A 24,240-nucleotide genomic window follows, 5' to 3' on the forward strand; every position below is an offset into this window, starting at 1 on the left:
GGGGCTTTTACCCCGACGGGCCGGGAATGTCAGAGGAATTTCTGCATCAGCACAAGATCGTGCCATCGGTCGAATTTTCGTCCCACCTGCGGCAGCCGGGCGGTGTGCGCATAGCCAAGCGCTGCGTGGAAGGCGAGACCGGCACTGTTCTCACCCGAGATGCCCGCAAAAAGCGAATGCACCCCGGCCTTGCGGGCATGGTCCTCCAAAGCGGCCATAAGATCGCGCCCCAGCCCCCGGCCCTGGGCCGAGGGCGTGATATGGACGGAATGTTCCATCGTATGGACGTATCCCGACCCGCCCCGGAACTGGAAATAGGTGGCAAATCCCACAACGGTGCCCGCGTCTTCGGCCACCCAATAGGGCTGTGAAGCCATGGCTCCGGCAATTGCCGAGGGTTGCTTTTCTTCAGTGGTAAAGGTGGCCACCGTATCGCGAATGATATGGTTCCAGATCGCCGCTATGGCTGGCGCGTCAGCAGGTCGGGCGGTGCGGATCACAGGCGGATGGTTCCCTTTGGACCGGTCAACTCAACCGAAAGTGCCGGGGAGGCGCCGTTCAGGATCGTCAGACGCGGGTCTGTGATCATCGGGGCGAGCTCAGCGCGCAAAGCTGCGGCCTCGGGGTGGGTCAGGAAAATCCCGGTCATGCGAATCCCGTGATCGGGCAGGCGCGGGGCCGGATGGGCGCTGCCCTGCCATTCGATCATCGCGGGAAAGCAGTTGCTGAAGGGCAGCTTGCCATCGGTCGGCACCGCCATGCGCCATTTCAGGTCACCCCGTTCCAGATCCCACGGAATGCCCGCGCCCGCAGACGCAGCGGCCAGCGCGGCCTCCAGATCGGGGCAGCGGCAAATCCAGTTGGTCATTCGGGGCGTGCCCGCGAAATTGTCGATGTCGAACCAGCGCGGCTGGTCAGGGCCGGGGGCGGCGGGGTTGATCGCGATGACCTCCAGATATTCCTCCGGCCCGAGCGAGAGCAGCCGGTTATGCGTGCCCATGGCGGCGTGTTCGCCCCCCGGTGCAAGCTCCACCCCCAAAGCGGCCTCGACATGGGCAACGCCTTCGGCAAGGCTGTCGCAGGAAATGGCCAGATGGTCGAATGTCAGCATGAGTTTTTCCGTCCAGCGCCTATTTTGCGACACAGGAAACCCCGCCTGTGGGCGAAGTGCAAGAGAAACACCGCGATGGACCTGTCCGCCCAGAAAACCGCCCTCCGCAAGAAAGCCTTCACAGCCCGCGCCGAAGCCTTCGAGCGCGCCTCGGTCTCTGACGCCAATGCCGCGCTGCTGGCCGAAATCGGCCCGGTCGAGGGCAAGGTGATCGCCGCCTATATGGCGATGCGGACCGAGCTGGACCCGACGCCTGCCATGCGCGCGCTGGCCGAGGCGAACCGGATCTGCGTGCCGGTGATCGAGGCCAAGGCACAACCGCTGAAGTTCCGCGAATGGCGGCCCGGCTGCCAGATGGTCGATGGCCCCTTCGGGGCGCGGGTGCCGGAAGGCGGCGACTGGCTGGAACCCGAGATCGTCATCGCGCCGCTGGTGGCTTTTGACAGGGGTTGCAACCGGTTGGGCTATGGCGGCGGGTTCTATGACCGGACGCTGGAACAGCTGCGCGCCAAGCGTCCCACACGGGCCATCGGCTTCGCCTATGCAGCGCAAGAGCTGGAGGGGCTGGTGGTGGAACCCACGGATCAGTTGCTTGATGCGGTGGTGACCGAGACGGGCGTGTTCCGGCCGTGACAGGGGATGCGCGGCCCCCCGTCCCGCGCTAGGCTGCGCGCAAACGGAGGGCAACGATGGCCAATCACGACTACACCGCGCGGATCGTCTGGACGGGGAACCGGGGGCAGGGGACAGCCAGCTATCGCGGCTACGACCGGACGTGGAATGTCGAGACGCCGGGCAAGCCGGTGATCCCCTGTTCCAACGATCCGCTGCTTGGCGGCGACTCGACCCTGCACAGCCCCGAGGATATGCTGATCGCGGCCCTTTCGGCCTGTCACATGCTGTGGTTCCTGCATCTGGCCAGCGATGCCGGGATCGTGGTGGAAGGCTATGAGGACGACCCGCTGGCCAAGGGCGAAAGCCTGCCCTCTGGCGCGGGTCGGTTCCTGTCGGCCACATTGCGGCCCCGGATCACGCTGGCGCCGGGGTCGGACCCTGATGTGGCGGACCAGATACACGCCCGGATTCACAAGGTCTGCTACATCGCCCGATCGGTCAATTTCCCCGTCACCTATGACGCGAGCTACACCGTTCGGCCCTCGCCCTGAGAGGTAACCGCACCCGACCTCTTGCCGCCTCGGGCCGAACCGCCTAAGCCTTGGGCATGAGATTGCTTTTCCTTGGCGATATAATGGGGCGTGCGGGGCGCGCGGCCGTTGCGACCACCCTTCCCCGGCTGAAAACCGACTGGCGGCTCGACTTCGTCGTGGTCAATGGCGAGAACGCGACCTCGGGCCATGGCCTGTCGCAAAGCCATGCGGAAACCATGCTGGCCGCCGGTGTCGATTGCCTGACCCTGGGCGATCACGCTTTCGATCAGCGCGACATGCTGCAATTCATCGACAGGGAACCGCGCATCGTGCGGCCGATGAACTACGCCAAGACCGCGCCGGGCCGGGGCTTTCAGCTGTTCGAGGCCAGGGGCGGGCGCAAGGTGCTGGTGATGCAGGCGCTTGGACAGGTCTTTATGAAGCGGCCCTTCTCGGACCCGTTCTCGGCGGTGGAGGGCATCCTGCGCAGCCATCCCCTCGGCGGGCTGGCCAGTGCCATTATCGTCGATATTCATTGCGAGGCGACATCAGAGAAGATGGCTGTCGGTCATTTCTGCGACGGGCGTGCGAGCCTTGTGGTCGGCACCCACACCCATGTGCCCACGGGCGACGCACAGATCCTGCCGGGCGGCACCGCCTTCATGACCGATGCGGGCATGTGCGGCGACTACAACAGTGTCATCGGCATGGAAAAGACCGAGCCCCTGCGCCGCTTCATCACCGGCATGCCGAAGGACCGGTTCACGCCGGCAGCGGGCGAGGCGACCCTGTCGGGTGTCTTCGTCGAAACCGATGACAAGACTGGTAAGGCGCTGCGCGTGGCCCCGATCCGCATTGGTGGGCGATTGCAACAGGCGGGGCCGGATGGCGCGCTCTGAAAAACTGTGGCTGGTGGCGGTGCTGCTGGTTTGCTCGCTCGGCTGGGGCATTTCCATCCCCATGAGCAAGATCGCGGTCAGCGAAGGCTATCGCCATATCGGCATCATCTTCTGGCAGTTCGTGCTTGGGGCGGTGGTTCTGGGCGGTATCAACCGGGCCATGGGCCGGGGATTGCCAACCGATCCGCGCGCCTTGCGGTTTTACCTGATCATCGCGCTTATCGGCACGCTTCTGCCCAATACCGCCAGTTACACGGCGGCCATTCATCTGCCCGGTGGCATCCTTGCGCTGTGCATTGCCATGGTGCCGATGCTGGCCTTCCCGATCGCTCTGGCCTGGGGCAATGACCGGTTTTCGCCTGCGCGGCTTGTGGGCCTCTGCCTTGGCCTTGCCGCCATAGCGATGATCATGCTGCCGGACACCAGCCTGCCCGACCCTGCCATGTTGGTCTGGGTGCCCGTGGGGTTGATTGCCCCGGCCTTCTACGCCTTCGAAGGCAACTATGTCGCCCGCCACCAGCCCGCGGATCTGGATGCAGTGCAGGCGCTTTTGGGTGCGTCGCTTGTGGGAATCGTGATCTCTCTGCCCATTGCGCTTGTGTCGGGGGAATGGATTTCCCCGCTGCCGCCCTATGGGTTGCCCGATCTGGCGGTGGTGATTTCGTCCGTCGCCCATGCGCTCAGCTATGCGGGATATGTCTGGCTGGTGGGGCGGGGCGGGCCGGTCTTTGCTGTGCAGATCTCCTACCTCGTGACCGGGTTCAGCGTTGGCTGGTCGTGGCTGTTGCTTGGCGAAACCTATTCGCCTTGGGTCTGGGGCGCCTTCGCGCTGATGTTGATGGGGGTGGCCTTGGTGCAGCCGCGTGCGAATGAAGCCCTTGCCGTTCCTCTGCCCGTCAACAATGATGGCCCCTGATCAATCGGGACGGGATCGCCGATGCTTGCTGAGTTCCTATCGCCAACCATGCAAGGGGTTCTGACCCTGGGCGTCGTGGCCGTGATGTTCATTCTGTTCGTGCGAGAGACCTTCCCGGCAGAGGTTGTCGCCATCGCGGGGGCCGCCGCGCTGCTGGCCGCCGGGTTCCTGCCCTATTCCGACGCCCTGTCTGTCCTGTCGAACCCCGCGCCTTGGACAATCGCCGCAATGTTCATCGTGATGGGGGCCTTGGTGCGCACCGGGGCGCTGGCCAGTTTCACGCATCTGGCAGAGGCCAAGGCCAAGACCCAGCCCAAGACGGCGCTGGCGGCTTTGCTCGGCTTCGTGGTCATCGCCTCGGCCTTCGTGTCGAACACGCCCGTGGTCGTGGTCATGATCCCCGTTTTTGTTCAAATCGCCCGGTCGCTCGGTCGTCCCGCGTCGAAACTGCTGATCCCGCTCTCTTACGGCGCGATCATGGGGGGTACGCTGACGCTGATCGGGACCTCTACGAACCTGCTGGTAGATGGTGTCGCCCGCGCGCAGGGGCTGGACCCGTTTTCGATTTTCGAGGTCACGCCCGTGGGCATCGTCGTGGTGATCTGGGGAATGCTCTACATGTCCCTGATCGGCCCGCGCTTGCTGCCCGACCGCAGTTCGATGGCCGACATGCTGACGGGGCGCAAGAAGATGAAGTTCTTCACCGAAGTGGCCCTGCCAGAGGACAGCGCCCTTATCGGCCAGAACGTGAACGAGGTAGACCTGTTCAAACGCGAGGGCGTGCGGCTCATTGACGTTCTGCGCGGCGATGCCTCGCTCCGCCGCAATATGGCGGGCGTTGTGCTGGAGGCCGGGGACCGGGTGGTTCTGCGCACCGATATGGCCGAGGTTCTGGGGCTTCAGCAAAGCAAGGACCTGCGCACGGTGGACAAGCTGTCATCGGTGCAGACCACGACGGTCGAGGTGCTGATCTCCCCCGGCTGCCGCATGGTGGGCCGTTCGCTTGGCTCGCTGCGTCTGCGGCGGCGCTACGGTGTCTATCCGCTGGCCGTGCATCGGCGGAACCAGAATATCGGGCGGCAGCTGGATGAGCTGATCGTGCAGGTGGGCGATACGCTGCTGCTGGAAGGTGACCCCGCCGACATCCAGCGCCTTGCCGCCGATATGGACCTTGTCGACATCACCGCCCCCACCGAACGCGCCTATCGCCGCCGCCACGCGCCGATTGCCTTTGCCGCCATGGTGGGGATCGTGGCCTTCGCGGGGCTTGGCGTGGCCCCCATCTTCCTGCTGTCGGTGCTGGCCGTGGCTGTGGTGCTGATCACCCGCTGCATCGACGCGGAAGAGGCGTTTTCCTTCGTCGACGGGCGTCTGTTGGCGCTGATCTTCGCCATGCTCGCCATCGGGGCCGCTTTGGAACACACCGGCGCGGTGGAGCTGATCGTGACCACGCTGGCCCCATGGCTTGGCAACCTGCCGCCCTTCGTGCTGGTCTGGGTGATCTACCTGATCACCTCGATCCTGACCGAGCTTGTATCGAACAATGCGGTGGCCGTGGTGATCACGCCCGTCGCCATCGGGCTTGGCACTGCCATCGGGGTCGATCCGCGCCCTCTGGTCATCGCGGTGATGATCGCGGCCTCGGCCAGTTTCGCCACGCCGATTGGCTACCAGACCAACATGCTGGTCTATGGCCCCGGCGGCTATCGCTTCACCGATTTCATGAAGATAGGCATCCCGCTGAACCTGAGCCTTGGCATTGTCGTCAGCCTCGTCATCCCGCTGATCTGGGCATTGTGAGGGCACTGCGATGAGCGACTACGCCAAGGGCCTGTGGCTCACCCTGACCGGTGTGCTGATCCTGTCGCCCGATGTGCTGCTGATCCGGCTGGCGGGGCTGCCGGAATGGACGCTGATGTTCTGGCGCGGGGCGGGTATGGGCGGTGTGATCGCGCTGTGGCTGCTGGTCACGCAGGGGCGCGGGGCGATTGCAGCATTCAAGGGTGTAGGTCTGGCCGGGCTGGCGATTGGCCTCAGCTACACCCTTGGAAATGTGAGCTTTCTCTACTCCGTTGGCCACAAACTCGCGGCCAACACGCTCTTCATCCTCGCCACGATGCCGGTGTTTTCCGCCCTCATCGCGCGGTTTGTCCTGGGCCAGCCGGTGCCGGGCCGGACTTGGGTTACTATCGCGGCGGTACTGTTCGGGATCGGGATTATCGCAATGGGCAGCGCCGGGGGTGGGCAGGGGGACCTGATGGGAGACCTCGCCGCCGTGGTCACGGCGCTCTCCTGGGCGGTGATCTTTGCCATCGCGGGGCAGAAGAAGACGCTGTCCATGGTGCCCGCCATGTCCATTGCCGGGTTCTTCGCCATGTTTGTTTCGCTGTTGCTTGCGCCCGGCCTGTCAATGTCCGCTGCGTCGGTGCCCTTCGTGGCCTTGATCGCGCTGATCGTTACGCCGGGAGCTACAGCGCTGCTCAGCCTTGGGCCGCGTTACCTGCCGCCTGCGGATGTGTCGCTGATCATGCTTTTGGAGGCCGTCTTTGGCCCGATCCTCGTCTGGCTGGTGCTGGCGGAGTTTCCCGGCCTCTGGACGCTGGCGGGGGGCGCCGTGGTTCTGGGCGCGCTGACGCTGAACAACCTCGCGGCGTTGCGGGTGCAGAACAGAGGGTAACAACTCAAGGCCCACTTTGCTCAGGGTCCCTTATTGTTGCAATCGTCAACCTTAGTTTCTCAGTAGCGGAAAGAGTAGCTTCATGACCCTTCCGATGAGCGTAGTGCAGAGTTTGGAGTGTCGTTGAATGCGGCAAGGCCCTTCGAATTTCTTTCTTAAAAGCGTGGGTCTTGGTTCCCGAAAGAATGACCACATTCGGTTCTAACGCAACTAGTGCGCGAAGTGTGTGCCGTTCGAAACAGCTTCGTAGCATAGATCGTGGATACTCGTTCTGTTCCGATGCACACCATGCGATATTCATCAAAGCGACACCGTCAATGTCGATATTCGAAAGTCGCAGGAACTTCATCAGGCGGCCATTCCCCCATTTGGGAATGTCTGAGCGTTGATGCTGCATGATCTGATCCAGCATGTCCTCCCCTGTTTCATATCGATGCAACAGATTGCGCAGGGATTCGTCTGCTCCGTCTTGACGGCCTCCACCGCTGCCCGGGTTTAGCAACATAAAGACTATTCGAGGTGACGTCGCTGCATATCCTGAGCCAATCCAACGTGGCTGCGCCTTGTCCACTAGCGGTCGCTTCAATCCGCCACCTTCAAAGCATTTGTTGCACTGAACCGCTTCCTGGCAGATGTGGCGGAATCCCTGCGGGTAACAGCTAGCGTTTTCCATTGGTCCCCTCTCCTTGAGAAGCTCTTTCGTGACATGTCGAGGCGCGCTCAACTATTTCAGAGCGGCCAGACCAGCAGGATCGTGGGGATCGAGACGCCGATCACGATGATCTCCAAGGGCAGGCCCATGCGCCAGTAATCGCCGAAGCCGTAGCCGCCGGGGCCGAGCACCAGTGTGTTGTTCTTGTGCCCGATGGGGGTGAGGAAGGCCGCCGAGGCTGCCACGGCGACCGCCATCAGGAACGGGTCGGGGTTGACCTCCAGCGCCTCTGCCATGCGGATGCCGACGGGGGCCGCGACGATGGCCGTGGCCGTGTTGTTCAGAACGTCGCTCAACGTCATGGTGACGACCATGAGCAGCGTCAGCGTTCCCCATGCGGGCCAGCCCGCGCTGATCGAGACAAGCCCCTGCGCCAGCAGTTCCGTCCCGCCGGAGGCCTCCAACGCCGCGCCGAGCGGGATCATCGAGCCGAGCAGTACCACCACCGGCCATTCGATATGGTCGTAGATTTCCGCCAGCGGCAGGATCTTGAACAGCACATAGGCCACGACCACCATCCCAAGCGCAATCGGCAGGTAGACCAACCCGAGCGACGCCGCGATCACGGCCCCCGCGAAGAATCCGATGGCGGCCCAGGTCTTGCTGTCTCGCGTCACGGCCAGGCCCCGGTCGGCCAGCACCAGCCCGCCGAGCCAGTCCACCACATCCTCTCCCGTATCCGACGGCGTCAGCAAAAGCAGGATGTCGCCCGGTTGAATGACCGTCTGGCGCAGCCGCTTGGTCATGCGTTGACCCTTGCGCGAGATGCCCATCAGCACGGTGCGCTTGCGCCAGCCCAAGCCAATCGCCTGCGCGGTTCGGCCCGCAATGCGGCTGCTGTCGGTCACGACCATCTCGATCAGGCTGACGCCTTCGCCCACGGCGTCCTCGATCGGATGCCCCTCTGGCGCGAAGTCGAGCTTCAGCGCGGTGCGGAATTCATCGAGCGCTTCGGGCACCGCCTCCAGCACCAGGATATCGCCCGCCTGAAGCACCAGGTTACGCCCCATGCCGAAGCGCCGCTTACCATCGCGCACAAGGCCCAGGATCGCCACATCGGCCTTTTCCGCAGGTTCCAGCAGGTCGCGCAGGCGGGTGCCGACGATCTTGTTCTCCTCGGGGATGGTCAGCTCGGAAATATAGGGCTCCAGCTCTCCGAGCGCGTCGCCACCAACGCCGGAATCGCGGATCGGGATGAAGCGCCAGCCGATGAACGCCACAAAGGCGAGGCCCGCAATGGCAGCCGCGCCGCCCACGGGGGCGAAGTCGAACATGCCGAAAGACTCGCCTAGCGATTCCTCCCGGATCGCGGCGATGATGATGTTGGGGGGTGTGCCGATCAGCGTGGCCATGCCGCCCAGGATCGTCGCGAAAGACAGCGGCATCAGCGACAGGCCGGGGCTGCGGCCCGCCTTGCGGGCGGTGGCGATATCGACCGGCATCAGCAGCGCCAGCGCCGCCACGTTGTTCATGAAGGCCGACAGCACGCCCCCCACGCCCCCCATGATCGCGATATGGGCGCCGAGCGAGCGGCTGGCATCCACCAGCGTGCGGGTGATCAGGAAGACCGCCCCGGACCGCACAAGCCCGGCAGAGACGACCAGCACCAGCGCCACGACCAGCGTGGCCGGGTGGCCAAAGCCTGCAAACGCCTCGCTTGCCGGGACCAGCCCCAGGACAACCGCCACCATCAGCGCCCCGAAGGCCACGAGGTCATAGCGGAAGCGGCCCCACAGAAGCAGGCCGAAGACGATACCGAAAAGCGAAAACAGAAGGATCTGGTCAGTGGTCATGGCGCAGTCTTAGCGCGCCATGACCGGGGCGTCACGGGGTCAGATGAACTCTGCCGTCGGGCCGGGGCGGGCATTGGCGACAGCCAGCGCATCGCTGAGCTCGATGCTCTTGTCGAAGAGCGCCCGCCCAATGATCGCGCCCGAGATATGAGGCACGTATTTCAACCGTGCGATATCGTCCAAGCTGCGCGACAGGCCACGGGCGATGACGGGCGCGCGCGCGCCGTCGGCCAGTTGCGAGATCACCCCGAGCGAGCCGTCGCTGTCCTCGATATCAGAATCGATATCGGTGACGATGAAGGCGGCCAGCGGATCGTCATCGAAGGCGGACATGAAGTCGGCGGGGGTGATCGCAGCCGTGTCGCGCCAGCCATTGGTCATCAGCTGACCCTGGAACACATCGACGGCCACAACGATCTGGTCGGGGAAACGCTTGGCGGCCTGCTTGACGATATCGGGGTTCTGCGCGGCAAGCGAGCTGACGACGATGCGGCCCGCGCCCTTGTCGATCCATTTGGCGATGGACTCGAGGCTGCGGAAGCCGCCGCCCAGTTGCACGGGAATGCCGGAATGAAGAATGATCTCTTCGATGATGCTGGCATTGCCATCACCGCCGATGACCCAATCGAGATCGGTCACATGCATCCATTCCGCCCCGTCGGCGGCAAAGCCCTTGGCCTTGGCGATCGGGTCGACATGCCAGATCTGCGGTTCTTCGATGCGGCCACGATGCAAGGACACGCAGCGGCCGTTTTGCAGTTCGATTGTGGGGTAGATCATCATGGGTCAGGTCCTCCCGGTGGGTCTGGGCAACACATAGCCGACTCGGGTGCTGGACGTGGTGTTTGAAAACGGCATTCGCGCGATCCATGGCGTCGCGAAACCCTGCTTGCGTGTCCCCTCTGGCTTGCAGTAGAACCGCGCCGATCAAGTATTTCAGGAGAAGCGTGATGGCAGGCCATTCAAAATGGGCGAACATCCAGCATCGCAAGGGCCGTCAGGATGCGTTGCGGTCCAAGCTGTTTTCCAAGCTGGCCAAGGAAATCACCGTGGCCGCCAAGATGGGCGACCCCGACCCGGACAAGAACCCGCGCCTGCGGCTGGCGGTGAAAGAGGCCAAGTCGCAATCCGTGCCCAAGGACGTGATCCAGCGCGCGATTGACAAATCCCAGGCCGCGGGCGGGGATGATTACGAGGAAATCCGCTACGAGGGCTATGGCCCCGGTGGCGTTGCGGTGATCGTCGAGGCAATGACCGACAACCGCAACCGCACCGCCTCCACCGTGCGCTCGACCTTCGGCAAGCATGGCGGGAACCTGGGTGAAACCGGCTCCGTGTCCTTCATGTTCGAACGCAAGGGCGAGATCATCTATCCTCTGTCCGCCGGCGATGAAGACGCGGTTATGGAGGCCGCGATCGAAGCGGGGGCCGAGAACGTGGAGACCAACGAGGAAAACCACGTGATCACCTGCGCCGATACCGATCTGAACGAGGTCTCGACCGCGCTGGAGGAAACCTTGGGTGAATCGGAGACCGCCAAGCTGATCTGGCAACCCACCACCACGACCGAGCTCGATCTCGACGGCGCGCAGAAGCTGATGAAGCTGATCGAGATCCTGGAAGACGATGACGACATCCAGCGCGTCACCGCGAATTTCGAGATCTCCGACGCGGTGATGGAACAGCTGGCGGGCTAGAAAAACAGGGGGGCGCCTCCCGTACACCCCCCGTACACGAGGCGTGCATACAAAATCCGAAAAGCCCGGGCCACGCGCCCGGGCTTTGCTCTGTCGGTGGAAGGCCGTTCGAACGGCCTTGGAAGCGCCTTGCAAGGCGCTTGGCGCGCCCAGTGAATACGCTTCGCGCTACTCTGCCGGAACTGCTGATGGGCGGCGGTTTATCGTGGCCAGCCAGCGGCGATAGGTTTTCAGGGGGCGCTCGAACAGGGCGGCAAAGCCGAAGCACACGGCCAGTGTGATCCCGAGCAGCCACAGGTCATATAGCGGTAGGCTCTCGGGCAGGCTTGCGTCCAGCAGCTGCAAAGTCGGGTAATGCATCACGTAGAGTGAGAAGCTGCCGCCCGCCAGCCAGCGGATCGCCTTTGCCAGTCGTTCGGACTCGCGCCAGTTGCTTGCGGCCATAAGGGGGGCAACCCCGATCAGGTGCAGCGCCATAAGGATTGCCAGCAGACTGTTCCACAGGACCTCGTCGGAATAGAGAAGGACGGCATTGTAATCGGCGGGCGCAAAGACCCGTGCGGTCAACGCGGCGAGCGCATCGGCCACGCCCGCCCATTTGAGGGCCACCATGGCCAGGGGCGCCCCGATGGCGAGGGTCCAGGCCACGGGCCGAGACAGCGACGCGGCCCCGGGGTCTGACACGCGTCGCCAGACCAGTACGCCAAGCAGCCAGGCGGGCATCAGCGCCAAAATCGGCACGCCCGCCAGAAATGCGACCACCGCGATCAGCACCAGTCGCCGCGCGCCCGACAAGAACACGGCAAAGCCGAAGATCATGTAGTAAGCGACCTCGTAGGACAGTGACCAGATCGGGCCGTTCGAGCCGAGACGTACCGGATCCATCACGCCGAGCCATTGCGGGGTGAGGGTCAGACCACGGAACAGAAACTCCGACCAGCTGAGGTGCTGGTAGTAGCCAAGGGGATAGGCGTCCATCGTGATCCGCGTGCCGATGGCATCGAAGAGCAGCGTAAGGATCAGTGCCGGCACCATCACCGTAAAGATCCGCGTGGCGCGGTTATAGCTGTAGGTCCGCAGATCGCCGTCGCGCTCGGCGGCGAAGGCGATGACCAGACCGGAAATGACGAAGAACACGACCACGGCATCCGAGGCGATGTTCCAGTCCCGCAAGAAGTAGTAGTCGCCACCGGTAAAGCGGATATGGGCCATATGCCCGAACAGAACCGCAAAGGCCGCAAGCGCCCGGATCGTATCGAGCCAGAGGGAGAAGCCACGGGTCATGCGCCTTACTCCGCCGGGTGCTGCGACGGCGCGGGGTCGGCGGGCGCGTCGGGTTTGGCCCCGAACCGCTCCCTCAATGCCTGCCAGCTTTCCACGAAGGGCAGCACCATGGCCGCGCGCAGGGTGGGGTGGGGCTGGTCCTTGAGGTTGCCCTGCCGGTCGGCAACGCCATAGGTCAGATCCTCGTAGCTTTCGGGAATGTAGAGCGTGCCGAACATCCAGTCCCACAGGGCAAAGATCGAGCCGTAATTCTTGTTGAAATGTTTCTTCGCCGCCGAATGGTGGATCTGGTGTTGCGCGGGCGAGATCAGGATATGCTCCATCACCCGGCCATAGCTGACCCAGATATGGCTGTGACGGAAGTTCGATCCGAGCGCGTTGAACGCCACGTAGAACACATTCGCCCCGCCAATCGTCACAAGATTTGCCTGACCGACAAGCGCATAGAGCGCGAGGCCCTGCACGACGCCGACGATGACGCTGGCCATGATGTTGCGGATCAGCACCTCGACCGGGTGGACGCGGGCGACGGTGACGGGCGTCAGCACGTCGGCGGAATGGTGCACCGCGTGGAAGGGCCAGAGCGATTGCCATTCATGGCAGATGCGGTGCGTCCAGTATTTGGAGAAATCGTTCACCACCACGATGATGAGGGTCAGCAGCGCGGTGCGCCCGATGGTCACCGGCGGCAGGGCGTAGCCTTCACCGGAAAATGCCGCCAGCGTCACCACGACCTTGAAGGCCACGAAGGGAATGAAGACCACGGCCCCGAAGAACCCCACAGCACCGAGGATGTGATTGGCAAGGAACAGCTTGATGTCCACCCAGTTCGATTTGTGGGTATAGACCGCTTTGGGCACCAGCCAGGACAGGAATGGCGCGGGCCGTCCGCGCGCCAGCCAGATGATGAAGGCCAGTGCGATCGTCGGCGCGATATAGATCAGCGCGAAGCGGATGCCGGGGTCGATGGGTGCCCGGAAGACAGCCGTCACAATATCGGTAAACCAGTCCATTTTTTCTTGCCTTGCCCATTGGTCTTTGGATCACGCTAAAAGAGAAAAATGGCGACAACGCGGCACCAATCGGAAGAATCAGGGCTGATTGTTCAGGATTGCGCCGAGATAAGCAGCGTCGCAGCATGCTGTTTCAGGGCGCGGGTCAGGTCGCGCAGGGCCGGGGTGGCCTGACGGCTGACCTGCCAGAACAGGGGCGTGGAAAACCGGCGGCCGGGGATCAGCTCTACAAGGTCGCCACTGTCAAGAAACGGCTGGAACAGCGCCACCGGGTTTGCCCCCCAGCCAAGACCAAGCCGGATCGCCTCGGTGATGCCATGGGTGGTTGGCAGGTAATGCGTGGGCACGGCAAGCCGCGTGCCCGCCACGTCATCGGCCCAGTCCCGTTGCAGCCGGTCCTTGCGATTGAAGGTCAGACATGGGGCGTCCGAGAGCGCCTTCGCCGTGACTCCATCCGCAAACCATTGGGCCGCGAAGCTGGGTGTGCAGGTGACCGCATAGTCAAGTGCGCCGAGCGGATGCATGTCACACCCCGAAATGGCCCGTCCATGCGAGGTGATGGCCCCCGTGACCTCGCCCGCGCGTATCAGGTCCGCCGAATGGTCCTGGTCGTCGACGGTGATATCGAACAGAAAACCTTTCGCCGCGGCCAGAGCGGGCAGAGCCCAGGTGGCGAGGCTGTCGGCATTCACGGCGATCCGCAGGGGGCGGTCGGGGTCGGGGCCAAACCCTGCCAGATCCTGTACGAGTGTCTTTTCCAGCAGGCCCACCTCTTCCGCATGGCGCAGCAGGCGCGCACCGGCCTCGGTCGCCGTGCAGGGGCGTCCGCGGCGTATGAGGATGGTGCCGACCCGGTCCTCCAGCTGCTTGATGCGCTGCGTGATGGCCGGTTGGGTCAGGCCGAGCTGTCGTGCTGCCCCGGCGAAACTGCCGGTGTTCAGGATGGCCGCAAGGGCCTTGAGGGCATCGTAGTCGAGAATCATAAGTAACGTTTATCACGCAGTAGAATAAGTAAGTCGAATTTATTGATTGAACGCGCTAGCAGGGGGCGTCATCAAAGGGGATTTCCATGTTTCACGCCGCGTCTGCCGGGTTCTATCTGGGCTTCAGCCTGATCCTTGCCATCGGGGCGCAGAACGCTTTCGTCCTGCGACAAGGGCTTCGCAGGGCCCATGTGTTGCCAGTGGTGCTGACCTGCGCGATATCAGACGCGGTGCTGATCGCGCTTGGCGTTGGCGGGTTTTCCGTCATGATTGACCTGATACCCTGGATCGCACCCGCCCTGCGTTTTGGCGGGGCAGCGTTCCTGATCTGGTACGGCGCGCGCAGTTTCCATGCTATGTGGCGCGGGGGCGAAGCGTTGCGAGCGGCGGACACCGGCGCGGGGTCTCTGCGTGGGGCGCTGCTGACCTGCCTGGCGCTGACATGGCTCAATCCGCATGTCTATCTGGATACGGTCCTGCTGATCGGGTCCATCGCCACCCAATATGACGAGAATGCCCGTTGGTTCGGTGCAGGGGCGGTCACCTCCAGCTTTGTCTTTTTCTTCTCGCTCGGTTTTGGGGCGCGGCTGTTGGCGCCGGTCTTTGCCCGTCCGCGGGCGTGGCAGGTGCTGGATGGGGTCATCGGGCTGGTGATGTGGGCGATTGCGGCAAAGCTATTGCTGGGGACGTGACGTATCGCCTTGCTGTTCCCGGCGCTTTGAGGTTCCTTGCTGCACATGGCAAGCAATTCATCCCCCATGCGCCCGCCCGGCCAGAACCCCGCAATGGGGGTGTTCTGGATGGTGGTGACGGGGGCCTGTTTCGTGGCCGTGACAGCTGTGGTGAAGATCATCGGCTCAACCGTGCCGCCTGCGCAATCGGCCTTCCTGCGCTACGCGCTCGGGCTGGTTTTCGTGCTGCCGATGATCCGGCCGATCCTGAATGCGCAGCTGTCGCGCCGGGCAATCAAGCTGTTTGCCCTGCGCGGTTTCGTCCATACGTTTGGCGTGATCAGCTGGTTCTACGCGATGACCCAGATCTCGATCGCCGAGGTCACGGCGATGAACTATCTCAACCCGATCTACGTGACGATCCTTGCGGCCATCTTCCTGGGCGAGCGTCTGGCGATGCGGCGGATCATGGCGGTGGTCGTGGCCTTCTGCGGGGCGTTGATCATCCTGCGCCCCGGCTTTCGGGAAATCAGCCCGGGCCATATCGCGATGCTGTTCACGGCAGCGGCGTTTTCCGTCGGCTATCTGGTGGCCAAGATCATGGCGGATGAAACCTCGCCCGCCGTGGTGGTGGGGATGCTGTCCTTGACGGTGACGGTCGGGCTTGCCCCCTTTGCCTGGGCGGTCTGGGTGCCGCCGACATGGGAACAGATTGGCTGGCTGTTCCTCGTCGCCTGTTTCGCCACGGCGGGGCATTTCACCATGACCATGGCCTTCAAGGCCGCGCCATTGACGGTGACGCAGCCAGTGACCTTCCTGCAATTGATCTGGGCCACGCTGCTTGGCGCGGTCGCCTTCGGCGAGCCCGCCGATATCTTCGTGATCATCGGAGGCGCGATGATCATTGCGGCGATCAGCTATATCACCCTGCGCGAAGCGATGCTGCGCCGCAAACAGGTGACGCCAGCGGTTGCGCAGACCAAGCTGTAGAGGTCGGCGTTCGTTTGTTGCCACCCGAATAGGCATCAGGTGCAGAACTTGCCTAGCGGCGATCCAACGCGGTGCAGGCGATGGTTCCGGCGTGTCGCGTGCGCTTGTCGCCGCGCCGGGCGGGCGTATTCCTGATCCCGTGGAGGATCACGAATGGCTTTGGAAGCGATCTTGTTTGGTGGGATCGGTGCGATCTCGGAATGTGCCGATCTGGACCGGGCGGCATGGAATGGCGCGTTTCGCGCGCAAGGGCTGGACTGGGACTGGAGCTGGGACATGTACCAGCGGTTGCTGGCCACCCGTGACGACCGTTCACCCGTGGCGCGCTACGCGGTTCAGCAGGGGTGCGCGGTGGATGTCGCCGCTGTGGAACGCACCCAATCGCATCTCTTCGCGGCGATGCTGGCCGAGGGGTTGCCACTGCGCCCGGGCGTGGCGGCGGTGATCATGGCAGCGGCGGGACGCGGGCTCAAACTGGGGCTGGTCAGCCGCTCCGCGACGGAACCGGTTCGGGCCATGCTGAAGGCGACGGCACGGGCGCGCGGCGGCGTCGGGTTCGACGTGGCGATCCTGCGCGACGACCTGCTCCACCTGCCGCCGCATCCCGAGGCCTATCAGCTCGCGTTGGCGCAGGTCGGCGTGTTGCCCTCTGCCGCCCTTGCCGTGGTCGACAGCGCCGCGGCACTGCAAGCCGCAGCCGCTGCGGGGATCGGCACTTTGGGCTTTCCCGGTGCCCTTGCGCGGTCTGGCGGGCTCGGCGTGCCGGGGCAGGGCGGCGAGGTGGCGGTGCTGTCCATGGCCGAGGTCGATGCCGCGTGGCGGCGCAGCCTGCGGCAGGCGGCGGAGTAAGCCTTTTTTCCGAATCCGCCGCCGCGATTGACCTCGGTCAAAGTCGGGCTTTCGTGCGCCCTGCTATCCATGCTGACGGAACACGACAATAAGAGGAGCGCGACATGTCCCATACCCCCCATGAACTGGCCGAGGAATTTCCCGACAAGGTCGAGAAGATCCACGAGCTGAAGACCTCGAACGCCCATTTCGCCAAGCTGATGGACGAGTATCACGAGGTGAACCGCGCCGTGCATCGCGCCGAGACCGGGATCGAGCCGAAAGAGGAACTGGCCGAGGTCGAGATGCGCAAGAAACGCATGCATTTGAAGGATGAGATCGCGTCGATGCTGGCCAAGGCCTGAGCAGCTTTAGCTCTCGGATTGAACGCGGTCGGGGCTATGCCTCGGCCGCGTCTTCATGTCCGGTGCGGCCTTCCACATGGGCCTGGAAGCGTTCGAAGAACTGGTCGGCCATCTTGCGCGCGAACCCGTCGATCAGGCGCGAGCCAAGCTGTGCGATCTTGCCGCCCACCTTGGCCTCGACATCGTAGAACAACTCCGTGCCGCCCTCTGCATCCTCCAGCCGCACCTTGGCCTCGCCCTTGGCAAAGCCCGCGACGCCGCCCTTGCCTTCGCCCGAGATCGTGTAGCTTTCGTTCTCGACGACATCCGACAGGGTCACCTCGCCCTTGAAGGTGGCCTTCACCGGCCCGACCTTCTGCTTGACGGTGGCGGCAAAACCCTCCTCGGTGGACCCCGTCAGTTCCTCACAGCCCGGAATGCATTCCTTCAGAACCTCGGCAGAGTTCAAAGCCGCCCAGACCGTCGCCCGATCCGCCGCGATCACCCGGCTTGAATGCATTTCCATGGTGGTCCTCCCGATTGCGTGTCGTGACAATTTGGCCGGGGTCGGCGGCCTGCGTCAACGTCCGATCTCATAGGGCAGCGTGCCGCGCTGATCCGGGTCGATGCGCAATTGGCGTTCCAAGGGCGGCACGGATCGCTGATGGCAATTCGTCCGTTCGCAGATGCGGCAGGAAATGCCAATCGGTTGATAGGCACTGGCGGTTCCGATATCCATGCCGTCTGCATAGACCACGGCGCTGGCATGCTGCACCTCGCAACCCAGCCCGATAGCAAACCGCCTTGTGGGGGCGTGGAACGATCCGCCCGATTTCGACACGTCGCGCGCGAGGCACAGATAGCGTACCCCGTCGGGGGTTTCGGCCAATTGACGCAGGAAGCGGCCCGGCGTCTCGAACGCCTGATGCACGTTCCACAGCGGGCAGGCGCCGCCGAAGCGGGCGAATTGCAGCCGGGTGGCGCTGTGTCGCTTGGTGATCGTGCCCGCCTGGTCGACGCGCACGAAGAAGAAGGGAATGCCCTTGGCTCCGGGGCGTTGCATCGTGGACAGGCGATGCGCAACCTGCTCGATCGAGGCCCCGAAGCGCACGGCCAGTTCCTCTAGGTCGTGGCGGGTTTCGCCCGCGGCCTCCATGAAGCGCCCGTAGGGCATCAGCACAGCGCCTGCGAAGTAGTTGGCCATACCCACCTTGGCGATGGAGCGGGCGGTGTCGGTCTGGAACCGGGCGAGGTCGAGCGTCGCCTCCAGCAGTCGGCCCTGCGCGATCAGGGCGTATTGATGCAAGAGCTGGAAGCGCTGCGTTTCGGGGGCGGTGCGCGGCGACAGCGTCAGTTCTTTCCGGGCCGGGTCATAGCGGCGAATACCGGCGTCGTCGGCGTAGCGCACGGCAATCCCCTGATCGTCGAACGCCGCGCGGATATGGGCATCCAGATCGCTGCCCGCCTTTTCCGCAAACCGTTCAGCGGCGTGGTCCACCGCGTCGATATAGTTGTCGCAATAGTGGAAGAAATCGCGCACCTCTTCCCACGGGCTGGCGGCGACGCGGGCGCCTTCGCGGCCAAGCGCTTCGTCCAGCGAGGCCAGCCGTTCGTGGGTTTGCCGGTAGGCGCGGTGCAGGTCGAGGAAGGCGCGGGCCAATGCGGGGGCGTTGGAGGCGGTCAGGCGCAGGTCGGGCAGCGGCGGCGCGGCCTCTGTAAAGACCGGGTCGGCCAGTGCTTCACGCATGTCCGACACCAGCCGTTCGGTGTCGCCCGAGGCCAGTTCGGTCACGTCATAGCCGAACTCCTGCACCAGCCCGAGCATCACCGTGGACGACACGGGCCGGTTGTTGTTTTCCATCTGGTTGAGATAGGGCAGCGAGACGCCGAGCTTGCTGGCGAATTCCTTTTGCGTCAGGCCCATGCGTCCACGCAGTTCCCGCAGCTTGGCCCCGGCATAGAGTTTCTGGATCGCCATGTTCGCCCCTTGGTTTGCAAAGTTACTATGGGCTTTGCAAACCCGTGCCGCAAGGGGTCAGCCCGCGCCGACAAATCGTTCGCGGCGGATCGTGTAGACAATGGCAGCGATGGACAGGGCCGAGCTGCCAAGCATAATGGCGACAAGCGGCATCGCGGTTGCGCTGCCGGCAAGCGACGACCCGGCCAGATCCGCCAGCAATGCGCCCCCGGCGAGCATCACGGCTCCACCGACGCCCGAGGCCGATCCGGCCAGGTGTGGGCGCACGGACAGCATGCCGGAATTGCCGTTGGCCATGGTCATGCCATTGCCAAGACCCACAAGGGTGACGGAGCCAAAGAAGGTCTGTGCAGAACTCAGCCCCATGAAATGCAGGGTAACGGGGATGAGCAGCCCCGCCGTGGAGATCGTGGTGCCGTAGAGGATCATACGATTGATGCCCAACCGCACCGAAAGGCGTGCCGCAACGAAGTTTCCGCAGAAATAGCCAAGCGCCGGGGCGCCGAAATAGAACCCGACCTGCGACGGGGTGAGATGGTAGATCTCTGATCCCACATAGGGCGCGCCGCCCAGATAGGCGAAGAAGGCACCGGAGGCGAAGGTCGTGGCCCCGCAATAGCCCCAGAAGCGGCGCGAGGTGAACAGCTCGGGGTATTCGCGAATCTGCTCGCGGAAGCTACCGGTGCTGGCGCGCGCTGTCTCGCCCAGGTCAAACCAGGTCAGCGCCAGAACCGCCAACCCGGTTGCCAATAGCAACACGAAATTCGCCTGCCAGCCGAAGGTCTCTCCCAATATGCCGCCCACCACGGGCCCGATCATCGGCACCAGCGCCATGCCCATGGTCACGTAGCCGATCATCGCCGCGGCCTGCGGGCCCGGTACGATATCGCGCACCACGGCACGGCCAAGCACAAGCCCGGCAACGACAACGGCCTGCGCCATTCGGAACGCCAGAAAGATCTCGGCCGTGGGCGCGAAGATGCAGCCGATGGTGGCGAGGGAAAACAGGATGAAGCTGCCAAGCAGCACCGGCCTGCGCCCGAACCTGTCCGAAATCGGACCGATCCCCAGTTGCAGGATCGCATTGATCAACAGGTAGAGCGTGACCGAGCGCTGCATCAGCGCATAGTCGGCCTGAAAATACTCTGCCATCTGCGGCAGGGTCGGCAGGAAGATATTCATCGACATCGCGCCAAGCGCCGTCGCCGCGATCAGGGTCGAGATGTGAGGGGGCGTGGACCGGTCTAGGTACCGGACCTCGGGGACTGAACTCATTGGTTTACTTAACGCCGCAATGATCCTCTTGTCCATGTGCGTTCTCGCACATTGTTCACGATCATTTGCTAGTTAGCATTTGCAAATTTGGCAAATTCACCAAATTTGCAAATATGCCGGATTCAACTGGCTTTTCCCCGGAGACTCGCTAGGTTCCCCTCGAATTCGCAAAGCCGGACGGGTCGCTCCCGCTCCGCTACGGGAGGAAGGGGACCCCATGAAAGACATCCTGCAGGAATTGGAACATCGCCGGGAAGAGGCCCGGTTGGGTGGCGGCCAGACGCGCATCGACAGCCAGCACGCCAAGGGCAAGCTGACGGCGCGGGAACGGATCGACCTGCTGCTGGATGAGGACTCCTTCGAAGAGTTCGACATGTTCAAGACGCATCGCTGCACCGATTTCGGCATGGAGAAATCCAAGCCGCGCGGCGATGGCGTGGTGACCGGTTGGGGCACGATCAACGGCCGCATGGTCTATGTGTTCAGCCAGGATTTCACCGTCTTCGGCGGCTCGCTGTCCGAAACGCATGCCGAAAAGATCTGCAAGATCATGGATATGGCGATGCAGAACGGCGCGCCCGTGATCGGCATCAACGATTCAGGCGGGGCTCGTATCCAGGAAGGCGTGGCCTCTCTCGCCGGTTACGCGGAAGTCTTCCAGCGCAACATCATGGCCTCGGGCGTGGTGCCGCAGATTTCCGTCATCATGGGGCCCTGTGCCGGTGGCGCTGTCTATTCGCCCGCGATGACCGACTTCATCTTTATGGTGAAGGACAGCTCCTACATGTTCGTGACCGGCCCCGACGTGGTGAAAACGGTGACGAACGAGGTTGTGACCGCCGAGGAACTTGGCGGCGCATCGACCCATACCAAGAAATCCTCCGTCGCCGATGGCGCGTTTGAAAATGATGTGGAGGCGATGGCCGAGGTGCGCCGCCTGGTCGACTTCCTGCCGCTGAACAACCGCGAAAAGCCCCCGGTGCGCCCCTTCTTCGACGATGTGGCGCGGGTGGAAGACAGCCTCGACACCCTGATCCCCGACAATCCCAACAGCCCCTATGACATGAAGGAACTGATCCAGAAACTGGGGGATGAGGGCGACTTCTACGAAATCCAGGAAGATTACGCCAAGAACATCATCACCGGGTTCATGCGGCTGGAAGGCCAGACCGTGGGCGTGGTGGCGAACCAGCCGATGGTGCTGGCGGGATGTCTCGATATCGACAGCAGCCGCAAGGCCGCGCGCTTCGTGCGCTTCTGCGATGCGTTCGAGATCCCGATCCTGACGCTGGTGGATGTGCCCGGCTTCCTGCCCGGCACCAGCCAGGAATATGGCGGCGTCATCAAGCATGGCGCGAAGCTGCTCTTTGCCTATGGCGAAGCGACGGTGCCGAAAGTGACCGTGATCACCCGCAAGGCCTATGGCGGCGCCTATGACGTGATGGCGTCCAAGCATCTGCGCGGCGATTTCAACTACGCCTGGCCGACCGCGGAAATCGCGGTGATGGGCGCCAAGGGCGCGACCGAGATCATCCATCGCGCCGATCTGGGCGATGCCGAAAAGATCGCGGCCCATACGAAGGACTACGAAGACCGCTTCGCCAACCCCTTCGTGGCGGCGGAACGTGGGTTCATCGACGAGGTCATCCAACCCCGCAGCACCCGCAAGCGCATTTGCCGTGCCTTTGCCTCGCTGCGCGGCAAGAAACTTCAGAATCCGTGGAAGAAGCACGACAACATTCCCCTTTGAGCTTCTTTCTCGGGTCTATCCCCCACCCGTTGTCCGGCCGGCGGCACGGGCGGGGGAACCCCTAATTCAAGGAACCGATATGCGCAGGATCATGCACCGGATGTTGCAGCGAGAGGGTGGGCAATGACCGCCCGCCGCTGGCATATCCTGCGTGAGGGCGCATCGCTGACGCTGGCGCGGCACCTGCCCGCGCGGTTCGATATCGGTGTGGTGGCCGAATTTCCGAAGATGGGAAAGCTGCGTCTGGCGCAACAGGTCCGGCAGGACATGTGGCGCGCGTTGAGGGACGTGCGTGGCTTTTCCCCCGTGGTTCATGTGGAGGAGCAGGATCACGGGCTGAGGCTGCGCGCGGGTGGGCGGGTCGAGGGCCCCGCCCCCCGCGCGGGCCTCGAAACCCGGATCGCGGGCGTGCTGGCCTGCCCCCGCAACCGCGCCCGTTGGGCGGCCTTCGCAGGGCGTCGGGCATGAGGGCGCTGGCGGTGATCCTGGCGCTGACCGCGCTCGCAGGCTGCCGGGAAGAGGCGCTGGAGCTGCCCTCGGGCCTTGCCGTAGAGCTTGCGGGGACCGTGATGGAGTCGCAGCCCGATGGCGAAACCTGGCTGATCCTTCAGGTGCTGGCCCCATCTTTGGCTGGTCGGCGTATCGGGGCCGAAGAGATGGCCGAGGATACCGGCGTGATCTGCGACACATGGGGGCTTGCGGCGGCTGCCGAAGCCGACCAAACCCCCGACCAGATCGTGGTGCAGGTCATGAGCGAGAGGGTCGAACGTGGCCAGCCCGCCCCCGGCGTCACGCAGGTCTTTGCCGGATACCGCCTGCAAGACGGATCCTGCATCTGGGAGGATTTCTGATGACCCTACAACATGTTGCGAGACGTTCCTGCTGTGGATATCTTTCTGATGCAGCGCGGACACAGGACACATTCCTGCCATCATTTGGCTGCTTTTCCGCCCTCCTTTCGGGTATGATCAAATTTGGCCATGTGTGTACGGCCATTCCCGGGAACCCGGTCCGCCCCCAAGCGACCGGGACAAAAAACGATAGGAGAGCAGGATGTCCAACCGCATCAAAGCGCTTCTCGCTTTGGGCCTTCTTGTCGGCGCCGCAGCGTGTGCGCCGGCCCCAGAGCCGGAAGAAATCATCATCATCGACCCCGCGCCCATTCAGGCCGAGCCGGTGTATAGCAACAAATACGACTGACGCAGACCGGACCGGGCGGGGCATTCCCGTCCGGCCCTTCCGCGCCCCGGAAATCGGGGGGGCGTGGGCATGATCAAGCATCGTGGCTTTCCGGGCCGAATGCCCGGCACCGATTACCAGTTCACCATCCGGCGCGAGAACAAGAAGGGGGCGACGCCCCTGATTGCCCGCGAACGCTATGCCGACCGGCGCCCGGCCGACCGCCGCGCCGATGCGGCCTTTGTCGAGGCGCTGTGGCTCTATTTCGGCGATCAACCCTTCGAGCGCGGCAACCTGGATGCCGGGCGGCTGTCCTGGCTTTTGGGGCGCGAGGTGATTGCGCTGGATGATCCTTTCGATCCAGAGGATTACGAGGCGCTGTTGCAGCTTGACGTGGCCCGCGCGCGGGCCTCCTTCCCCGAGGCCTTTGACGGATCGGGCCATTGGGAGGGGTCGGCATGAACCTGCCTATGGCTTGCAGAATTGCGCAGAAACGCGCCCAAAAATCGGACCGCGTTTTTTCCGTCTCGCACCGCGAAAATCCTCGTGCAATCGTCACTTTGCCGGCCTTAGTCCCCAGCTTCAAACGGGCCGGTGGTAATGTGACGTGTTACCCTTCCCCTTCAGAGCGGCCCGTCGGCATTGACGGCGGGCCGTCTTTTTTCAAAGGTGGGTCACGCCACTCAAGAAAAGAACGGGAAGAGGCACGAGCAACATGCAGAAAATCAAACTTATTGCGGTGTGCGCGATCGCGGCAACGCTTCTGTCGGGCTGTTTTGCACGAACGGATCTCGATCGCGCGGCCGTCGGGGCCGCAGCGGGCGGCGTCGGTGCGGCGGTGCTTGGTGGCAGCGTGGCAACCGGCGCGGTTGTCGGCGCGGCTGCTGGCGCGCTTTGCGACGACGTCAATCTCTGCTGACACAACAGACATAACACCTGCGCATCTCGCGCAGATCGGCAATTCAATGGGACCATCCGGGGCTGACCGCCCG

At 63.7% G+C, this 24,240-nt stretch carries 28 protein-coding genes; 17 read left to right on the top strand and 11 right to left on the bottom strand.

Annotated features, from left to right (window positions below):
• Positions 1–29 precede the first annotated feature (29 nt).
• Positions 30–500, bottom strand: a complete 471-nt coding sequence (locus RBB16_RS01740) for a GNAT family N-acetyltransferase (protein WP_306044495.1) — start codon at positions 498–500, stop codon at positions 30–32.
• Positions 497–1,111, bottom strand: a complete 615-nt coding sequence (locus RBB16_RS01745) for a VOC family protein (RefSeq protein ID WP_306044496.1) — start codon at positions 1,109–1,111, stop codon at positions 497–499. The genes RBB16_RS01740 and RBB16_RS01745 overlap by 4 nt, the downstream gene beginning before the upstream one ends.
• Before the next feature lie 75 nt (positions 1,112–1,186).
• Between RBB16_RS01745 and RBB16_RS01750 the strand changes: the two genes are divergently transcribed.
• From RBB16_RS01750 to RBB16_RS01775, 6 genes are read left to right on the top strand one after another with little or no spacing between them, the layout of a single operon-like run.
• Positions 1,187–1,744 carry a 5-formyltetrahydrofolate cyclo-ligase gene (locus RBB16_RS01750; protein ID WP_306044497.1) on the top strand — a complete coding sequence of 186 codons (558 nt, stop codon included), beginning with the start codon at positions 1,187–1,189 and terminating at the stop codon, positions 1,742–1,744.
• Between the two features lie 56 nt (positions 1,745–1,800).
• Complete coding sequence (locus RBB16_RS01755; RefSeq protein ID WP_306044498.1) at positions 1,801–2,277, top strand: OsmC family protein; 477 nt, start codon at positions 1,801–1,803, stop codon at positions 2,275–2,277.
• Between the two features lie 56 nt (positions 2,278–2,333).
• The gene (locus tag RBB16_RS01760) at positions 2,334–3,158 is read left to right on the top strand and encodes a TIGR00282 family metallophosphoesterase (protein ID WP_306044499.1); all 825 of its coding nucleotides are present in this window, start codon (positions 2,334–2,336) and stop codon (positions 3,156–3,158) included.
• Positions 3,145–4,074, top strand: coding sequence for a DMT family transporter (locus tag RBB16_RS01765; RefSeq protein WP_306044500.1), 930 nt, complete (start codon positions 3,145–3,147; stop codon positions 4,072–4,074). The genes RBB16_RS01760 and RBB16_RS01765 overlap by 14 nt, the downstream gene beginning before the upstream one ends.
• 21 nt (positions 4,075–4,095) lie before the next feature.
• Positions 4,096–5,874, top strand: coding sequence for an SLC13 family permease (locus tag RBB16_RS01770; protein ID WP_306044501.1), 1,779 nt, complete (start codon positions 4,096–4,098; stop codon positions 5,872–5,874).
• A gap of 10 nt (positions 5,875–5,884) precedes the next feature.
• Positions 5,885–6,751, top strand: a complete 867-nt coding sequence (locus RBB16_RS01775) for a DMT family transporter (protein WP_306044502.1) — start codon at positions 5,885–5,887, stop codon at positions 6,749–6,751.
• 4 nt (positions 6,752–6,755) lie between these two features.
• Here the strand turns inward: RBB16_RS01775 and RBB16_RS01780 are convergent, their stop codons facing one another.
• From RBB16_RS01780 to RBB16_RS01790, 3 genes are read right to left on the bottom strand one after another with little or no spacing between them, the layout of a single operon-like run.
• On the bottom strand, positions 6,756–7,424 hold the full coding sequence (locus RBB16_RS01780; protein WP_306044503.1) for a hypothetical protein: 669 nt from the start codon (positions 7,422–7,424) through the stop codon (positions 6,756–6,758).
• Between the two features lie 56 nt (positions 7,425–7,480).
• Positions 7,481–9,256 carry an SLC13 family permease gene (locus RBB16_RS01785; RefSeq protein WP_306044504.1) on the bottom strand — a complete coding sequence of 592 codons (1,776 nt, stop codon included), beginning with the start codon at positions 9,254–9,256 and terminating at the stop codon, positions 7,481–7,483.
• 39 nt (positions 9,257–9,295) lie between these two features.
• Complete coding sequence (locus RBB16_RS01790) at positions 9,296–10,039, bottom strand: 1-(5-phosphoribosyl)-5-[(5-phosphoribosylamino)methylideneamino] imidazole-4-carboxamide isomerase (protein ID WP_306044505.1); 744 nt, start codon at positions 10,037–10,039, stop codon at positions 9,296–9,298.
• Positions 10,040–10,206: 167 nt separating this feature from the next.
• Here RBB16_RS01790 and RBB16_RS01795 point away from each other — a divergent pair, with 167 nt between their 5' ends.
• The gene (locus RBB16_RS01795) at positions 10,207–10,953 is read left to right on the top strand and encodes a YebC/PmpR family DNA-binding transcriptional regulator (protein WP_306044506.1); all 747 of its coding nucleotides are present in this window, start codon (positions 10,207–10,209) and stop codon (positions 10,951–10,953) included.
• Between the two features lie 168 nt (positions 10,954–11,121).
• On the opposite strand, the gene RBB16_RS01800 is transcribed toward RBB16_RS01795, so the two are convergent.
• The 3 genes from RBB16_RS01800 to RBB16_RS01810 all read right to left on the bottom strand — a co-directional run bounded on the left by RBB16_RS01800 (position 11,122) and on the right by RBB16_RS01810 (position 14,233).
• Positions 11,122–12,237 (bottom strand): acyltransferase, encoded by a 1,116-nt coding sequence (locus tag RBB16_RS01800; RefSeq protein ID WP_306044507.1) that lies wholly within the window; start codon positions 12,235–12,237, stop codon positions 11,122–11,124.
• Between the two features lie 5 nt (positions 12,238–12,242).
• The gene (locus RBB16_RS01805; RefSeq protein ID WP_306044509.1) at positions 12,243–13,250 is read right to left on the bottom strand and encodes a sterol desaturase family protein; all 1,008 of its coding nucleotides are present in this window, start codon (positions 13,248–13,250) and stop codon (positions 12,243–12,245) included.
• Positions 13,251–13,342: 92 nt separating this feature from the next.
• Positions 13,343–14,233, bottom strand: a complete 891-nt coding sequence (locus RBB16_RS01810) for a LysR family transcriptional regulator ArgP (protein WP_306044510.1) — start codon at positions 14,231–14,233, stop codon at positions 13,343–13,345.
• An 86-nt stretch (positions 14,234–14,319) separates the two neighbouring features.
• On the opposite strand from RBB16_RS01810, the gene RBB16_RS01815 reads away from it, so the two are divergent.
• The 4 genes from RBB16_RS01815 to RBB16_RS01830 all read left to right on the top strand — a co-directional run bounded on the left by RBB16_RS01815 (position 14,320) and on the right by RBB16_RS01830 (position 17,087).
• Entirely contained in the window at positions 14,320–14,925 is a 606-nt protein-coding gene (locus RBB16_RS01815) for a LysE/ArgO family amino acid transporter (RefSeq protein WP_306044511.1), read from the top strand.
• Between the two features lie 45 nt (positions 14,926–14,970).
• Positions 14,971–15,894: a DMT family transporter gene (locus RBB16_RS01820; protein WP_306044512.1), complete on the top strand. Its 924-nt coding sequence runs from the start codon at positions 14,971–14,973 to the stop codon at positions 15,892–15,894.
• 153 nt (positions 15,895–16,047) lie between these two features.
• Positions 16,048–16,743: an HAD family hydrolase gene (locus RBB16_RS01825; RefSeq protein ID WP_306044513.1), complete on the top strand. Its 696-nt coding sequence runs from the start codon at positions 16,048–16,050 to the stop codon at positions 16,741–16,743.
• A gap of 104 nt (positions 16,744–16,847) precedes the next feature.
• Positions 16,848–17,087, top strand: coding sequence for a YdcH family protein (locus RBB16_RS01830; RefSeq protein ID WP_071688683.1), 240 nt, complete (start codon positions 16,848–16,850; stop codon positions 17,085–17,087).
• 34 nt (positions 17,088–17,121) lie between these two features.
• Here the strand turns inward: RBB16_RS01830 and RBB16_RS01835 are convergent, their stop codons facing one another.
• The 3 genes from RBB16_RS01835 to RBB16_RS01845 are packed head-to-tail and all read right to left on the bottom strand — an operon-like array spanning position 17,122 to position 20,319.
• On the bottom strand, positions 17,122–17,592 hold the full coding sequence (locus RBB16_RS01835) for a carbon monoxide dehydrogenase subunit G (protein WP_306044514.1): 471 nt from the start codon (positions 17,590–17,592) through the stop codon (positions 17,122–17,124).
• Between the two features lie 54 nt (positions 17,593–17,646).
• Positions 17,647–19,044: a short-chain fatty acyl-CoA regulator family protein gene (locus tag RBB16_RS01840; protein ID WP_306044515.1), complete on the bottom strand. Its 1,398-nt coding sequence runs from the start codon at positions 19,042–19,044 to the stop codon at positions 17,647–17,649.
• Positions 19,045–19,101: 57 nt separating this feature from the next.
• A complete protein-coding gene (locus RBB16_RS01845) occupies positions 19,102–20,319 on the bottom strand; it encodes a multidrug effflux MFS transporter (RefSeq protein ID WP_306044516.1) in 1,218 nt (405 codons plus the stop codon).
• 217 nt (positions 20,320–20,536) lie between these two features.
• Here RBB16_RS01845 and RBB16_RS01850 point away from each other — a divergent pair, with 217 nt between their 5' ends.
• From RBB16_RS01850 to RBB16_RS01875, 6 genes are all read left to right on the top strand, one after another.
• Complete coding sequence (locus RBB16_RS01850) at positions 20,537–22,069, top strand: acyl-CoA carboxylase subunit beta (RefSeq protein ID WP_306044517.1); 1,533 nt, start codon at positions 20,537–20,539, stop codon at positions 22,067–22,069.
• Positions 22,070–22,192: 123 nt separating this feature from the next.
• Positions 22,193–22,537 carry a hypothetical protein gene (locus RBB16_RS01855; RefSeq protein ID WP_306044518.1) on the top strand — a complete coding sequence of 115 codons (345 nt, stop codon included), beginning with the start codon at positions 22,193–22,195 and terminating at the stop codon, positions 22,535–22,537.
• On the top strand, positions 22,534–22,920 hold the full coding sequence (locus tag RBB16_RS01860) for a DUF6497 family protein (RefSeq protein ID WP_306044519.1): 387 nt from the start codon (positions 22,534–22,536) through the stop codon (positions 22,918–22,920). The genes RBB16_RS01855 and RBB16_RS01860 overlap by 4 nt, the downstream gene beginning before the upstream one ends.
• Positions 22,921–23,122: 202 nt before the next feature.
• Complete coding sequence (locus RBB16_RS01865; RefSeq protein WP_169829058.1) at positions 23,123–23,269, top strand: hypothetical protein; 147 nt, start codon at positions 23,123–23,125, stop codon at positions 23,267–23,269.
• Between the two features lie 69 nt (positions 23,270–23,338).
• On the top strand, positions 23,339–23,710 hold the full coding sequence (locus tag RBB16_RS01870) for a hypothetical protein (protein ID WP_306044520.1): 372 nt from the start codon (positions 23,339–23,341) through the stop codon (positions 23,708–23,710).
• 253 nt (positions 23,711–23,963) lie between these two features.
• The gene (locus RBB16_RS01875) at positions 23,964–24,167 is read left to right on the top strand and encodes a hypothetical protein (RefSeq protein ID WP_071688675.1); all 204 of its coding nucleotides are present in this window, start codon (positions 23,964–23,966) and stop codon (positions 24,165–24,167) included.
• Positions 24,168–24,240 lie beyond the last annotated feature (73 nt).

The organism is Nioella sp. MMSF_3534 (assembly GCF_030732985.1).
Lineage (GTDB): Bacteria > Pseudomonadota > Alphaproteobacteria > Rhodobacterales > Rhodobacteraceae > Nioella.

What these genes read in the sequence shown, in the direction of transcription:
- RBB16_RS01745 (WP_306044496.1), bottom strand. Translation starts at nt 1,111, where the DNA reads ATGCTGACATTCGACCATCTGGCCATTTCCTGCGACAGCCTTGCCGAA.
- RBB16_RS01750 (WP_306044497.1), top strand. Translation starts at nt 1,187, where the DNA reads ATGGACCTGTCCGCCCAGAAAACCGCCCTCCGCAAGAAAGCCTTCACA.
- RBB16_RS01755 (WP_306044498.1), top strand. Translation starts at nt 1,801, where the DNA reads ATGGCCAATCACGACTACACCGCGCGGATCGTCTGGACGGGGAACCGG.
- RBB16_RS01760 (WP_306044499.1), top strand. Translation starts at nt 2,334, where the DNA reads ATGAGATTGCTTTTCCTTGGCGATATAATGGGGCGTGCGGGGCGCGCG.
- RBB16_RS01765 (WP_306044500.1), top strand. Translation starts at nt 3,145, where the DNA reads ATGGCGCGCTCTGAAAAACTGTGGCTGGTGGCGGTGCTGCTGGTTTGC.
- RBB16_RS01770 (WP_306044501.1), top strand. Translation starts at nt 4,096, where the DNA reads ATGCTTGCTGAGTTCCTATCGCCAACCATGCAAGGGGTTCTGACCCTG.
- RBB16_RS01775 (WP_306044502.1), top strand. Translation starts at nt 5,885, where the DNA reads ATGAGCGACTACGCCAAGGGCCTGTGGCTCACCCTGACCGGTGTGCTG.
- RBB16_RS01780 (WP_306044503.1), bottom strand. Translation starts at nt 7,424, where the DNA reads ATGGAAAACGCTAGCTGTTACCCGCAGGGATTCCGCCACATCTGCCAG.
- RBB16_RS01785 (WP_306044504.1), bottom strand. Translation starts at nt 9,256, where the DNA reads ATGACCACTGACCAGATCCTTCTGTTTTCGCTTTTCGGTATCGTCTTC.
- RBB16_RS01790 (WP_306044505.1), bottom strand. Translation starts at nt 10,039, where the DNA reads ATGATGATCTACCCCACAATCGAACTGCAAAACGGCCGCTGCGTGTCC.
- RBB16_RS01795 (WP_306044506.1), top strand. Translation starts at nt 10,207, where the DNA reads ATGGCAGGCCATTCAAAATGGGCGAACATCCAGCATCGCAAGGGCCGT.
- RBB16_RS01800 (WP_306044507.1), bottom strand. Translation starts at nt 12,237, where the DNA reads ATGACCCGTGGCTTCTCCCTCTGGCTCGATACGATCCGGGCGCTTGCG.
- RBB16_RS01805 (WP_306044509.1), bottom strand. Translation starts at nt 13,250, where the DNA reads ATGGACTGGTTTACCGATATTGTGACGGCTGTCTTCCGGGCACCCATC.
- RBB16_RS01810 (WP_306044510.1), bottom strand. Translation starts at nt 14,233, where the DNA reads ATGATTCTCGACTACGATGCCCTCAAGGCCCTTGCGGCCATCCTGAAC.
- RBB16_RS01815 (WP_306044511.1), top strand. Translation starts at nt 14,320, where the DNA reads ATGTTTCACGCCGCGTCTGCCGGGTTCTATCTGGGCTTCAGCCTGATC.
- RBB16_RS01820 (WP_306044512.1), top strand. Translation starts at nt 14,971, where the DNA reads ATGGCAAGCAATTCATCCCCCATGCGCCCGCCCGGCCAGAACCCCGCA.
- RBB16_RS01825 (WP_306044513.1), top strand. Translation starts at nt 16,048, where the DNA reads ATGGCTTTGGAAGCGATCTTGTTTGGTGGGATCGGTGCGATCTCGGAA.
- RBB16_RS01830 (WP_071688683.1), top strand. Translation starts at nt 16,848, where the DNA reads ATGTCCCATACCCCCCATGAACTGGCCGAGGAATTTCCCGACAAGGTC.
- RBB16_RS01835 (WP_306044514.1), bottom strand. Translation starts at nt 17,592, where the DNA reads ATGGAAATGCATTCAAGCCGGGTGATCGCGGCGGATCGGGCGACGGTC.
- RBB16_RS01840 (WP_306044515.1), bottom strand. Translation starts at nt 19,044, where the DNA reads ATGGCGATCCAGAAACTCTATGCCGGGGCCAAGCTGCGGGAACTGCGT.
- RBB16_RS01845 (WP_306044516.1), bottom strand. Translation starts at nt 20,319, where the DNA reads ATGAGTTCAGTCCCCGAGGTCCGGTACCTAGACCGGTCCACGCCCCCT.
- RBB16_RS01850 (WP_306044517.1), top strand. Translation starts at nt 20,537, where the DNA reads ATGAAAGACATCCTGCAGGAATTGGAACATCGCCGGGAAGAGGCCCGG.
- RBB16_RS01855 (WP_306044518.1), top strand. Translation starts at nt 22,193, where the DNA reads ATGACCGCCCGCCGCTGGCATATCCTGCGTGAGGGCGCATCGCTGACG.
- RBB16_RS01860 (WP_306044519.1), top strand. Translation starts at nt 22,534, where the DNA reads ATGAGGGCGCTGGCGGTGATCCTGGCGCTGACCGCGCTCGCAGGCTGC.
- RBB16_RS01865 (WP_169829058.1), top strand. Translation starts at nt 23,123, where the DNA reads ATGTCCAACCGCATCAAAGCGCTTCTCGCTTTGGGCCTTCTTGTCGGC.
- RBB16_RS01870 (WP_306044520.1), top strand. Translation starts at nt 23,339, where the DNA reads ATGATCAAGCATCGTGGCTTTCCGGGCCGAATGCCCGGCACCGATTAC.
- RBB16_RS01875 (WP_071688675.1), top strand. Translation starts at nt 23,964, where the DNA reads ATGCAGAAAATCAAACTTATTGCGGTGTGCGCGATCGCGGCAACGCTT.